We start from the raw sequence: 12,582 nt of genomic DNA, 5'->3' as shown, positions 1-12,582 counted from the left end.
CTCGAATCCTCTGCTTGCTCGTTTATATATTTCTGAACTGCTTCATCAGTGATATCACCAATTGTTTCCACGTAATATCCTCTTGCCCCAAACACTTTATCCAATTTACTTTGTAATTAGGAATTTCTGTCATAGCTAATCAACGCACTCTTTCCCTTTAAGTACCCTTCATAAAATTTGAAATAATTATTTGGGGCGGATTTACTACTCTGAGATGTACATGATCTACACAAACTGCTTCAGCTATTATTTCAACGTTTTTTATATTGACATCAAATATCGAATATTTCTCTCATATCTGTCCTAATTCAGCCATACAATATTTTTTCCTATATTTTAGTAAATAAAAACTAAATTAATAATTGTTCTATAGAATCCAGCAACCTATCACAATTTACGTTTTGTGCAAATATTTTGATTTGTCTATAATTCATTAAAGATAGCTGCCCACCTCTATGCTCTACTACCCAAATTATATCCTTTATGATATTATCTTTGCAAACAACTACATAGTTATTTATTATCACTAATAAATTATTAAAAACCACTTGATCCTTATCATAAAGTTTCTTTAAGTCTATCGAGCATACTACTTCACTGAAAATATTAACCAAATCTTCTCTGCATTCAATTTCCTTTTCAAACATTATATATACGCTTTTTATAGTCAACATTTTTTGTTCGAACGAAAGTTTCCTTTGCCTATAATATTCATAAAGCATTTCCTCTAACATGGTAAAATAAATATTTCCTATTCGCTTACTTCCTACATAATCGCCTAAAAGCACATAATTATCTACAAGTTCCAACAAATCTGTTAATAATTTAGACGAAACTTTATGACGTTTTTGTATTGTATACATCATCCGCTCCACATATTCTTCAATGTATTGAATATCTGGAAAATCTCTTAATACTCCTCTTTTTTTATGAACACCTTCCTTTCTAATAATCTTATTAATCAAATTCAAATCATAATATAAATCATAATCATAAAATCTATGATGTCCCCAACCAATGCATCTCAATAGTCTTCCAATATCCTCATCCTCTAATTGAACATAATCTAATAAATTGGAAACAATATCGAAAATAAAGAAATAGTTTTGATTCCTATAATAAAAATTAAACTGCTCTAAATTTTCAAACAAACGTATAATGATTTTAACAACTTTTATATTACTATATTTATCTAGTCTAATAATGTTATTTTTTAACAATTCATCGATAAGTATATAACTGCATAAAATATATTGAGCATCTCGTTCTTCCCAACTAAAATCATTAATATTACAAATAATATCTATCAACTCATATTGATTATATTTAGAATAAACCAATGAATTTAAGCAATAGTTCCACAAATACCTTGCACGGATATTTAATTGATTATTCTCTATTGCACGTATTACCTTACCTGTAGCATTTTCACCGATTAATGAGCCCATAATTCCATATAAAGTACTATCACCAATAGCAGAATTAATACGCAAATATTTAGCCACTTGGCTTTGAGAAACACTTCCACTTTCTCCCTCATAGGAAACTTCATATGCATCACTAATTTTATTAGTTGTAAATTGATTCGCAAAATTCAATAATTCATCTTCAGAAAAAGCATATCTCCAAATACATAATAATTTATTCCATATTTCATCATTAAACTTAAATTGATATTTATTATCAAATAAAACTGTTCTAATGATAAGAATATTTAAACTATATATTGCCAAATGTTTTAAAAGTTTATCATGAAAAAATGGATTATTTTTTTCATCCATTACTTCTTTTAAATCAAAAATAATGTTACCACTAACAACATTTTCAATTTCAATATCCAGGAGACTCTCTAAGTCATCATTAACCTTTTCAATATTTTTGTTCTCAAAATATTCTGGTGCCCATTCATGAATCATTCGCACAACAACTGGTCGTGAAAACAAAGGTGCATAAGCCATACAAATAACCCAAGCTCTTTGACTACACAATTTCCATTGACTTTGTCTATTCTTTTCTACCAACGTATGTATCCACGAAAGAACAGAATCCAATTCATTCACTATGAAATTTGCTGTTAGAAATTCGCCAAATGTATTATGTAAAAATTCATAAGCTGCATTTGATACCCTTTCTCTATTAACAACATCCGTTGAATTAGATTTATGTATAAAAAAGAAACTCCCTAACAATTTATCGCTTTCAGACAATTCACTATTTTTCAAATCATTATCTGTATTATTTTCCTGCAATATAAATTGCAAATCTTTCTCTAATTCATTTGAACGTATGTATAATATTTTTCGGTTATACATACCCAACGCCGCGATACTTATTTTTATCATTTCATCATTGATTATTCTCTGCTGCTCATTTGGTTGCAAACTTCTAAATTCATCATCTTTTCTTTTCTCTCTAGAAATAAACTCACGTATCAAATTGTCATACAACTGTGTCTCATTTAAGTCTTTATTTCTTTTTAAAGCATTATCATTTGAATCGTATAGTGCTAACATCAATAACAATAATGGTTGCTTCGACAATTCAGAGACCTTACTCGAACTATCAATTTCAAATTCTTCAAGATTAACTTGAATAAAATAATCTTTATTCTTTTCATTCCAAATTTGACACCATTGTTTTACTCTTTTATCATCAAAATCAGATAACATTATTATAGGAGAATTATTAGAAATTAATGCTTTGTCAATCAATGTTATCCTACTTGTCACAATACATTTTACAAATATTCCATAAATATCCTTTTGCTGCTTTTGAAACTCTACTATTTTTTGTAAATAATCCGAATAAGTTCTTCCACTTGCTTGTAATAATTCATCATAGCCATCAAATATAATTAGTATAGGTTTTTCTAATCCACTTTCTGCAATATCGCTCCATTTACAACCATTAGAAAAATCTCTTTCTATCTGTTGATTAATTTGTTGAGGTACTGTTTGTTCTGCAACAGTATCTCTTAATTTAACAATAATCACATGATATTCATGATGTAATATCCGAGCAGCAAGCATGTTACATAATAATGATTTTCCTGCCCCAGGATGTCCTAAAATTAATAATGGCAAGGAACCTATAACCGAATGACGTAATATATCACTTACAAATTTACCAATATCATCCCTCTCATCACACATTTCCCATGTTTTTTTATCTTCTAAATGTATGTTATTTTTATAAGTTAAAGCTCTGAAACTTTGGGGAACAAATATTTGACTTTTATTTGGAAAAACCATTTCATGAGTTGAATAAAAATCCATTTCTGAAACATCCACAAGCGGAGTTTCAACATAAGAATTATATTTTTTTCGATACTGTTCCAATGTATTCTTTGCCTTTGAATCAGAATTTTTCTCACAATAATCTGATATAAGCCTAGCAATCTCTCCAAATCCAACATCTAATTTTTTTTGTAATTTTTTATGTTCTTCTATATTAGTCCATACAAAAAAATCATTAAAATTAACTGCCAATTGATAATATTGTTTTTCATAATTTTCTACTGCTTTAGCCGGCAATTCACGTATTATCGTCAAGAAATGTTCTCTTTTTTCTTCTTTCATCTCATCAAAAAAAGATAGTTTTTCATAAAATTTCAAAAATTCTTTATTCAATATTTCATAGAACTTTTTCAATTGCTCCAAATAATCTTTTAAATTTTCAACTGGATCAGGTATAGATAAGTTATATTCAAAAATATCTTTTGCTGTTTGTTCTGCACTCTTTGATAAATTATCCTCAATTAAATTTATGTATTGGGATATACTATTATCTGTCAATATCTGTTTTTCTTTTGAAGATATTTTAATTTTACGTTCTTCATCTGGCAAATATAACTTCATAGAATCAAAATATGCTGCAAAAACTATTAGCACCTGTGCAATTTGGGCATGCTCATATTTTGTAGAAAAATCTGTAAATTTTTGTTTCGTAAATACTTTTGCAATGTTCTTTATAGATTTTTCAATAATTGGTTTTGCACCAAGTATTGTTGCCCCATTCACAACATTTGTTATAAATGCCACATCCTTACATATCATTCCTGGGAAAAAAAGAAGTGCAACCTCAAATACTCCATTAATACAATCACAAATATCATATTTATTATCCTTCAAAATTTTACATATCCCCGAAAATGACGTCTTATCCATCATTTGTTTATCCATCACTTTCCTCCTATAAAAATTGTTTTATTTATTTGCCTATAATCTTTAGATAAAAATGTACTAACTCCCTATTATTTGTATTACAATATTTTAATAACTTAAATGGCACTCTTTTATTTTATATTACAACATCTATTACCTGATTTCTACATTTTTTGAAGATTGCTCAAACATATTTTCTTTAGCACACTATGTACCTACTATTATTTCTTATCATCTCATTGTCTCTCCTTTAGTTCCAACCGCTTATATTTTCACACATATATTTATTATTCCAGCTCCCATAACTAAAAAACTCCCTAGCCATCATCTCCGCCGTAGCCCGATTATCCCCCTTTTTCAAATACCCCTGCACAATCGTTCCGAACATTCCCTTAACCATCTCATCCTCAATATCACAATATGCCTGCATTTCCCCGGACAAAGCCATTGCCACATACTCTATTGGCTTGTTATCCAACAACCTATACAGCTTCGCCAGTGACTGCTCCGTTGTCCTCAGAGCAGCCTCCACTTCTTCGCACTTTATCCGCAATATATTTCCATCTATAAACCACACCTCAACATAGCCGTTATCCATGTTATAAGCACATTCCACGATATTATCCATTTGATTATCTTTCATATCATCAATCATTCCTTCCCATTATCTTGTCCCATAAGACCTGTCATACCGTCTTATCTGCTGTTCTGTACGCTCCTGTTCCTTTACCTTACGAATAATCGTATCAATCTGCTCTGCACCAGCATATCTCTTCACACGCTCCAGATCATCCGCCTTTTCCTGCAACAGCTCTGTCCTTTCATTCATATCCCTAATCTTTCCCTTATAAAACTCCACACTTTCCAAAAGTTCTCTCTTCTCTTTTCTCAGTTTCAGGACTTCCTCTTTCAGCCTTACACACTGAATTGTCAGATTTTTCACCAAAGACTTCAACTTATTCACAAGTGGCAATACCACCTTATCCCGAAACGCCTTCGCACTTGTAAATGCTCCTGGCTCCGGCAACTGCCATTCCGATGCTTCATCATACTTACGCACATCTCGTTGTAATAATTCCTCTGATCGAACCATCTTCTCTATATTGCTTTTAAGCTCTTTCTGTTGCCTTTCAAGCTGAACATTACTCTGTTGCAAATCATTGTATTGTTGTCTTAATGCCTGATTATCCGATTGCAATGCATCGTTTCTTTGCTCCAGAGTATGATTGTCATCAGATAATCGGTCATTCGCATTCTGTAATTCACTATTCGTGTATTGTAAATCTTCATGTCGTTGTTCCAATTCCTCATTATCTGCCTGTAATCTTTGTTGCTTCTGCTTCAAATCATGATTTTCCATGCGAAGTCTGTCTTTGCGACTTTCAAGCCTTGTATTCTCCATCCTCAAATTCTTATTACCTGCAAGCAGTACTTCCTTCTCCTGTTGTGCTATAGTTCTCTCTTCATTTGCCTTCTATGTAGCTTCCTCAGCCAGTTCCTTTTCTATAGTAACATTTTGCAATTCCTGTTTCTTTGCAGAAACCGCTTCCCCAAGTTGTAAAACCACCGAAGATATTTCCTGTTTTTGGCTATCCAATTCTGCCACTTCCTTTGCCCGCTCTTTCTTTTCAAATTCAAGCACCGACAAATGTTTCTCATGTGTACCCTTTTGCAGCCATTCCACACCATATCGCTCCATGACTGTCGCAAGTTCCTGTTTCTCTGATGTAATCCACTGATTTAATTCGGTAGCACCTCTAGCGCCACCAGTGAAGCCTTCTGCCGCCAGTGCAGATTTCAATGATACCCTTGTATCAAGTCCTCGCTTACTACCTGTAATATATGGTACAAAATCAATGTGCAGATGCGGTGTTTCTTCATCCATATGCAGATGTGCCGAGAATACATACAAGTTCGGATTTCTAGCTTGGAACTCATCCATAAATTCCGTTAAAATCTTTTTTGCCAACACTCCGTCCTCACTTCTGGCATTCATATCATCCTTGTTTCCAATCTGAAATATTACTTCATGAAATAACTTTTCCTGCTTGCCCCTCCTGATTTTTTCATAGTAATTATCAATCATGCGATCTTTCCGTTTCTGTTTTGCATTATATCGTTCCAGTGCTTCATCAAATAATTTATGATAAACCTGCTTAATATCTTCCTGGCAAAATTCTATATTATTAGCACTTCTGTTTTTATCTACATTCTTAGCTGTAAATGCTCTGGTATTATGGTTCACAGAACCTTTTCCGATCATTGCACTTATCGTTCTCTCCATAGGCAATCTTCCCCTTTCTTTTATCTGTCATATTAGTGCCGGATATCGGCATAGAGCGAGGTTTCCTCGCTCTGGCTTTGTTACTTTCGTCGAAAGTAACGCAAAAGCACTTTTGACAGCTCCGCCATCAAAAATGCAGACCTGAAAAGAATAGCAAGCTATTCTTAATCAGGTTTTGCGCCCTGCCGGGAGCTTTTCTGCCTGCGGCAGTCAATGTACACAAGCCTCCACTGTATCAAACACATCACATTTTCCTTATCAATTTTAACGAAAGCGTGACACGCAGCCGTTATATATGTTTAAGAAAAACTACCACCGAAAACTCTCCGGCACACCTCGTCTATCCAAATATTCCTTTCGAGCTTTTTCCTTTTCTTCTTCCGTTGGTGCAGTCTTATATTTTGTATACAATTCTCTCATTTACCAATCTTTTATTTGCTCCTAAGAAGAACCTCTGCTATACTCTAGTTGTATTTACAGATGTAACAGAGGTTTTCTTTTGTTACCGCAAGTCCTAACAGTTACCGCTGTCAGGACTTTTTTCTTTATCAATCTGTACTCCCTGCCAGAGATACTTTGCACCATCCAGCATTGCAATAATTGCCTGTAACATATCCATACCGTCATTTCGCATATCTTCCAATCCATCAGCAGTAAGTGTTACCACCTGCTGTTCCAGTTGTTTTACCAGTTCTGAGAGATTTGTCTGCATATTCTGCAATTCCTCTACAAGCTGGTAAATGACCTCTTTCTTTCCTACAACACATATTCTGTTATAAATGCAGGAGCGTACAAAATAATCTTTCTTCTGCATACCGCTTGCAAGTATCTTGGCTTCAATCATTTCCCGCTCCCTGTCCGATACACAAAAGCTGATTGTTGGATGTTTGTGTACTCCGCTCATAGATTGTCCTCCTCATTCTCCAGCTCTAGCCTGTCTGCCAGTTCTGCCTGCTTATTCGGGTATAAATGTGAATAAGTATTTAATGTTGTTTCTATCTTTTCATGTCCCAACCTCTCTGCTATTGCCAATGGCTGAAATCCAAGCTCCACCAGAAGTGATGCGTGGCTGTGACGCAAATCATGAATATGGAATCCGTAATCCAAAACCTGACCAGCTTTTAAAGATTGCCAATGCATTAGGCATCAGCATTAACATTTTCATGGATTTTGATATAGAAACAGTTTCTGATGTATTATCATTACTGTTTAAACTGGATGATCAAATTGATATGAAATTTGAGGCAGATAAGGACGATGAGGGCAATTTCAAACCTGCTACTGTTAAGCTGTCCTTTAAGAACAACCTCATCAATAAAAAACTCTGTACCTATATGAAAGCTTTGGAAATTCGTGAAAATATGCTAAATGCTAAAGATGAATATTCAGAAGAAGAGTATGCTGACAGTTTGCAACATATCAATGAAAATATCGAAGAAATCAAGCAACACCTGCTTGATGACAATATGGTTGTCAAAAAAGGCACTGACCGCCTTACTGTAAAAAATTATCCAAATTAGTGAAACCTCGTGAATTATCAAACATAAGATGATAATATCTAATTAAACAGAAAGCACCCCCAGACGCTTAACGCCCTGTCATGGGTACTTTCCTTAAAGAGTACCCTAACATAAGAGCTAATGCTTCTGCAAGGATAAATAAAAATTATTGATTATCCCTCTACGTCGCAAAATACTATTTAGCATCGGTTACAATCGGAAAGTTCATTTCAACAATAAACTCTTTTTTTTCTATTTTTGCTTCAATCTCTCCATCCATCCGACTAACCAACTCCTTTGCAATAGATAGTCCCAATCCAGTAGATGTTTTACTTCTGGCAACATCTGCTTTATAAAATCGCTCAAATACCTGATCTATATTAATCTGTTCTGGATGTGTAACCTGATTGCTGATTCTAAGCACCGCCTGATTTTGAGAACGTTCCAACACAATGCTAATCTTCTTTTCTCCATGATCCAGCCCATTTTTTATCACATTCTGGATAACACGGCAGAGTCCCTGCCTGTTTCCATGTATATACAACTGTTCTTCCGTAATCTGAATATCCGGCTGAATTTCCATTCTTACCCATTCATCATAGTATGAAAAAACTGTTTCTTTCAAAATCCGGTTCATACAGCACAATGTCAATTCCAAACTGTAAGATTCGTTTTTTAACTTTGTAAACATAAAAAGTTCTTCCAACATTTCATTCAGACTATGAATTCTTTCGTGGATAATGCTTAAATAACGTTTCTGATCCTCTATATTTTCACATTCTTCCATTAGCTGGAAATATCCGTCCAAAGATGTCAGTGGTGTGCGGATATCATGAGAAAGATTTGTATAAGTGTCCGCAATCAGAGCTTCTTTCTCCTGATAATGCTGCTTCTCTTTTCTTCGCAGTTCCAGAAGCTCATTCAACTTGTCAGAAAGCTTTCCTATTCCACCCACATCAAATTCATGGTTAATCAACATGTTACTGTCATGTTTCATCATAAACGCCAATTGGCGGCAGATGTCTTTCACCTGCCGCTGGTATTTCCACATAATAATAAATTGTAAGATAATAATTCCTGCTAATATCCCAATTACGATATACATCCGTTAAATATCCCTCTTTTGAAAAACAACGCTGCTTACTGATATCATCATAACGATGAACACTATTGCCACACCAAATGCCGCCAAACACTCATTTCCACTCGGATTCATAGGAAGCAGTGATAATTTTCCTGTTATCGTATACTTATAAATCTGGAAATTCTGAATTCCTATTTTTTGAATGGCACTATTGATCACCCCATACACAATGGTCATTACATTCATGCTAAGACAGACAGCAATGACCATGCTGATTACATTATTTTTCAAAATAATTGCAATCGCCATACAAATCAGCACAAGTGCATAATGAAGAGCCAGTTCAGTCACAAAATAAGATAAAATTGCCTTTGTATTTCCCCATTCCAATTCCCCGAAAACAATACCATTCGCCGCTGCCTGAAATAAGAATGCACCTGCCATTGTCAGTACCGTAAAGACAGCCAAGGCAATTGCTCTGGAAAAAATCAGAGTTCCTCTATTTCTAACCTGACCTCCTATATTCTTAATATATCCGCTACTGATATCCGCTGTTGAAAACAGAACAGTAAAAATCACCAAAAGCAGTGCATACAATTTTCCTTGGGAATTGGCAAAAAAGATATCATATACCGTCACCTTTTCTCCCGGCTCCGTAGGCAGCGTTACCATCATTCCCACATTAATATTATCCACAGTAGGTTCAGTAACCTGCTCCTGTTTCATGGCATCCTTTTCAGTCAAAAGCTCATAATCTGTCTTGCATAAAGATGTTGTAATCAATAATATTGCTGCCAGTACGATCCAGATTACATACATACTTTTGGTTTTAAGCATCCAGTATAAATTCATTTTTATTATATTAAGCATGATCCGCACCTCCCGTCAGATTCAGAAAATAAGTTTCCAGTTCTTCACTGGTTATGGAAATCCCTTTTACCGGAATTCCTGACTTTGCAAGTTCCATATTCAACGCTGCACTTTCATTCAATCGTTCAAAAATATGAATATGCTCTTTATCTGTTACCTGATAGTTGGTAAATCCCATAGAATCCAGCACCGGAATCGCCTGTTTCGGATGATCCAATGTCAACTCTATCCGTTCACTGCATCTTCTTATTAATTCTTCTCTTGTAATTTCCTGTAATAAACTTCCATTATGAATAATTCCATAATCAGTAGCAATCTTCGATAATTCCTCAAGAATATGACTGGAAATGCATATTGTCATATTCTTCTCTTTCTGAAGTCTCTGAATCGTATCCCGGATCTCTGCAATACCCTGTGGATCCAATCCATTGATTGGCTCATCAAGAACTAATAAATCTGGTTCTCCAACCAAAGCAAGACCAATTCCCAAACGCTGTTTCATTCCAAGTGAAAAATGTTTTGTTTTTTTCTTTCCCACATCCTCCAGACCGACAATTCTCAATATTTCTTCAATATAACTTTTTTTCTTTATTCCAAACAGCTTGCATTTGATATTCAGATTTTCATATGCAGTCATATTTCCATAAAGTCCCGGTGCCTCAATCAGACATCCTATCCGTGATCGAACTTTTTGCAAATCCTTTCCCTTGTATCCGAACATCTCGATTTCTCCACAAGTTGGCTTGGAAAGTCCACTGATCATCTTCAGACAAGTTGTCTTCCCAGCTCCATTCCGACCGATAAAACCATAAATAGCACCTTTTTTAATATGCATATTGACACTGTCCACAGCTTTATGGTGTCCATATTGCTTAGTCAAATTTCTTGTTTCCAATAACATTTCGCTCAAGTTTTTCATCTCCTTTTTCTTATCTGCATTTATCATAAAGGAATAATCCTAATCAAACGCAAATAAATAGTAAAAAAAGAGTAAAGATTATAGATGAAGACGATAACCGATTCCCCAGACTGTTTCAATATATTCCTCAGATGTAACTGTTTTTATCTTTTTACGAATATTGCTTATATGTACATCCAGAGTTTTTGTTTCACCCATATATGGTTCGTCCCACGCATATTCAAAAATGTCCTCTTTACTGAAAACCTGCTTCGGATTTCTGAGCAGTAATTCTAAAATCGCAAACTCCTGTCTTGTTATCTTAGGAAGTATTTTTCCACCAATGCTGACCTGAAAAGTAGCTTTGTTCAATACCATCTCTCTGAACGAAAGATTAGATTCTTTTATTTCCTTTTCTTCTGTATGACGAAGCTGTACCTGAATTCTTGCCAGTACCTCTCTGATTTCGAAAGGTTTCGTTATATAATCATCAGCCCCACTAGTTAAAACCTTTACCTTTTCATCCAAGCCATCTTTCGCAGTCAAAACAATAACCGGAAGATTTCCCTTTTTCCGTATTTCCTCCAGAACTGCTTCTCCTGTAATTCCCGGCAACATCAAATCCAGCAACACCAGTGCATAGCTATGCTCCTGCATATTCAAAAGCAGCTTTGCCTCAGTTCCGGAAAACGCCTGCTCACAGGAATAGCCTGCTTTGGATAATGCTTCCTGAAGCAGATTATTGATATTTGTATCATCTTCTACAATCAGTATTTTCTGCATGATAGTTCTCTCCTCTATTTTACACTGTGAAAACATTATTTTCTTGCATTATACGCTTTTCCCTTTTTTCCCGCAATTACTCCCCACAGATCTCCGGAATTCTCCAGTACATAACATACTTTTTGTTCCAGCTGAACTTATAATTTTCAGTATTGCTGTGCTTCCAAGATGCATATATCACTTTTTCCTTACCATTATGCCTTTATTTCTCCATCAGTGCTTTCGCAACCCTTATCCCGCCCACAAATAGAGCCAAACTAGAGCCATTTGATAAAACAAATGCCGAAAGCCCGCATAAATACAGGCTTTCGGCATTCTAATCTGTTATTCGAACTCGACAATTACTAATCAATTTTGTTTAGAGATTATTGGTTGCCGTGTTCGCTTTTCTTTCAATTATTTGATTTATCCATATTATCCTGCCTATATGGGCTAATGTTATCAGTTTGTTATCGGTGTTGATAACACTCGCTCCGTAACTGTGGATAATAACAATATGTTCCGATTCAGATTATAAACGGTTTTGCTTAGAAAAGCAACAGTATATAATTAAAAACAGTAACCACTTCAGACAAATTAAATACAACTACTATTCCTTATTTATATTCGCCATCTTACTAATGCCGATATACATTTTTATGAATTTCCAATAACTGCTTTAACACATCCTCTATCATCTCATTATTTTCGGTATAAAAAATGTTCTCTTTCTCGTTCAAAGTATTTTCCATGATCTCGATATTGCTATCTTTATCAAAGCAACCTTTTATACTTCTAAAATGATTAAATTCAATAGCAAAATCCTCTCCATCATAAATAGAAATACTAATCTCTATATCTTCAATCATAAAATCGGCATAACTGTTTTTTACATGAAAGTCCTTCTTTAAGAACGGGAGTTTTTGGTTTGGCAGTCGATACCGAGCTTGAATGACAAAGTTAATGCAACTAAATCATATTCATATTACGAATTAACCCCTACATTCGCATTTTAAGGCATT

General features: G+C 34.4%; 9 protein-coding genes and 3 pseudogenes. 1 reads left to right on the top strand and 11 read right to left on the bottom strand.

Annotated elements, in window-relative coordinates; all coding sequences use genetic code 11:
• Positions 1 to 350: 350 nt before the first annotated feature.
• The 7 genes and pseudogenes from GT575_RS12360 to GT575_RS12335 form a co-directional block, all read right to left on the bottom strand.
• Entirely contained in the window at positions 351 to 4,181 is a 3,831-nt protein-coding gene (locus tag GT575_RS12360) for an NACHT domain-containing protein (protein WP_161172134.1), read from the bottom strand.
• 232 nt (positions 4,182 to 4,413) lie between these two features.
• Positions 4,414 to 4,806, bottom strand: a complete 393-nt coding sequence (locus GT575_RS12355) for a DUF6061 family protein (RefSeq protein ID WP_161172133.1) — start codon at positions 4,804 to 4,806, stop codon at positions 4,414 to 4,416.
• 21 nt (positions 4,807 to 4,827) lie between these two features.
• A complete protein-coding gene (locus GT575_RS15220; protein WP_243147896.1) occupies positions 4,828 to 5,523 on the bottom strand; it encodes a hypothetical protein in 696 nt (231 codons plus the stop codon).
• Positions 5,524 to 5,754: 231 nt separating this feature from the next.
• Positions 5,755 to 6,447, bottom strand: a pseudogene (locus tag GT575_RS15215) (plasmid recombination protein); the annotation flags it as partial.
• A 309-nt stretch (positions 6,448 to 6,756) separates the two neighbouring features.
• A pseudogene (locus GT575_RS15580) lies at positions 6,757 to 6,864 on the bottom strand (complexin-2); the annotation flags it as partial.
• Between the two features lie 97 nt (positions 6,865 to 6,961).
• Positions 6,962 to 7,351 (bottom strand): plasmid mobilization protein, encoded by a 390-nt coding sequence (locus tag GT575_RS12340; RefSeq protein ID WP_161172132.1) that lies wholly within the window; start codon positions 7,349 to 7,351, stop codon positions 6,962 to 6,964.
• Positions 7,348 to 7,536: pseudogene (locus GT575_RS12335) on the bottom strand (tyrosine-type recombinase/integrase); the annotation flags it as partial. The gene GT575_RS12340 and the pseudogene GT575_RS12335, both read right to left, overlap by 4 nt.
• On the opposite strand from GT575_RS12335, the gene GT575_RS12330 reads away from it, so the two are divergent.
• Positions 7,479 to 7,967 carry an XRE family transcriptional regulator gene (locus GT575_RS12330; RefSeq protein WP_243147895.1) on the top strand — a complete coding sequence of 163 codons (489 nt, stop codon included), beginning with the start codon at positions 7,479 to 7,481 and terminating at the stop codon, positions 7,965 to 7,967. The pseudogene GT575_RS12335 and the gene GT575_RS12330 sit on opposite strands and share 58 nt — an antisense overlap.
• Positions 7,968 to 8,142: 175 nt before the next feature.
• Here GT575_RS12330 and GT575_RS12325 read toward each other — a convergent pair whose 3' ends face one another.
• Genes GT575_RS12325 through GT575_RS12310 form a run of 4 tightly spaced genes read right to left on the bottom strand, consistent with a single transcriptional unit; the run spans position 8,143 to position 11,581 of the window.
• Positions 8,143 to 9,051 carry a sensor histidine kinase gene (locus GT575_RS12325; protein WP_161172131.1) on the bottom strand — a complete coding sequence of 303 codons (909 nt, stop codon included), beginning with the start codon at positions 9,049 to 9,051 and terminating at the stop codon, positions 8,143 to 8,145.
• Between the two features lie 3 nt (positions 9,052 to 9,054).
• On the bottom strand, positions 9,055 to 9,900 hold the full coding sequence (locus GT575_RS12320) for an ABC transporter permease (RefSeq protein ID WP_161172130.1): 846 nt from the start codon (positions 9,898 to 9,900) through the stop codon (positions 9,055 to 9,057).
• Positions 9,893 to 10,846: an ABC transporter ATP-binding protein gene (locus GT575_RS12315; RefSeq protein WP_161172129.1), complete on the bottom strand. Its 954-nt coding sequence runs from the start codon at positions 10,844 to 10,846 to the stop codon at positions 9,893 to 9,895. Before GT575_RS12315 ends, GT575_RS12320 begins: the two co-directional genes overlap by 8 nt.
• Positions 10,847 to 10,897: 51 nt before the next feature.
• Positions 10,898 to 11,581 carry a response regulator transcription factor gene (locus GT575_RS12310; protein WP_192934986.1) on the bottom strand — a complete coding sequence of 228 codons (684 nt, stop codon included), beginning with the start codon at positions 11,579 to 11,581 and terminating at the stop codon, positions 10,898 to 10,900.
• Between the last annotated feature and the right edge of the window lie 1,001 nt (positions 11,582 to 12,582).

This window comes from Coprococcus sp. BIOML-A2 (assembly GCF_009875795.1).
Lineage (GTDB): Bacteria > Bacillota > Clostridia > Lachnospirales > Lachnospiraceae > Coprococcus > Coprococcus aceti.
Note: the sequence above shows the minus strand (reverse complement) of the source record. Positions and strands in the feature narration are given on the sequence as shown.

Bases quoted from the DNA above. Each gene is read 5' to 3' on its own strand.
- GT575_RS12360 (WP_161172134.1), bottom strand. From the start codon at position 4,181: ATGGATAAACAAATGATGGATAAGACGTCATTTTCGGGGATATGTAAA.
- GT575_RS12315 (WP_161172129.1), bottom strand. From the start codon at position 10,846: ATGATAAATGCAGATAAGAAAAAGGAGATGAAAAACTTGAGCGAAATG.
- GT575_RS12355 (WP_161172133.1), bottom strand. From the start codon at position 4,806: ATGAAAGATAATCAAATGGATAATATCGTGGAATGTGCTTATAACATG.
- GT575_RS12340 (WP_161172132.1), bottom strand. From the start codon at position 7,351: ATGAGCGGAGTACACAAACATCCAACAATCAGCTTTTGTGTATCGGAC.
- GT575_RS15220 (WP_243147896.1), bottom strand. From the start codon at position 5,523: ATGGAAAATCATGATTTGAAGCAGAAGCAACAAAGATTACAGGCAGAT.
- GT575_RS12325 (WP_161172131.1), bottom strand. From the start codon at position 9,051: ATGTATATCGTAATTGGGATATTAGCAGGAATTATTATCTTACAATTT.
- GT575_RS12330 (WP_243147895.1), top strand. From the start codon at position 7,479: ATGGCTGAAATCCAAGCTCCACCAGAAGTGATGCGTGGCTGTGACGCA.
- GT575_RS12310 (WP_192934986.1), bottom strand. From the start codon at position 11,581: ATGCAGAAAATACTGATTGTAGAAGATGATACAAATATCAATAATCTG.
- GT575_RS12320 (WP_161172130.1), bottom strand. From the start codon at position 9,900: ATGCTTAATATAATAAAAATGAATTTATACTGGATGCTTAAAACCAAA.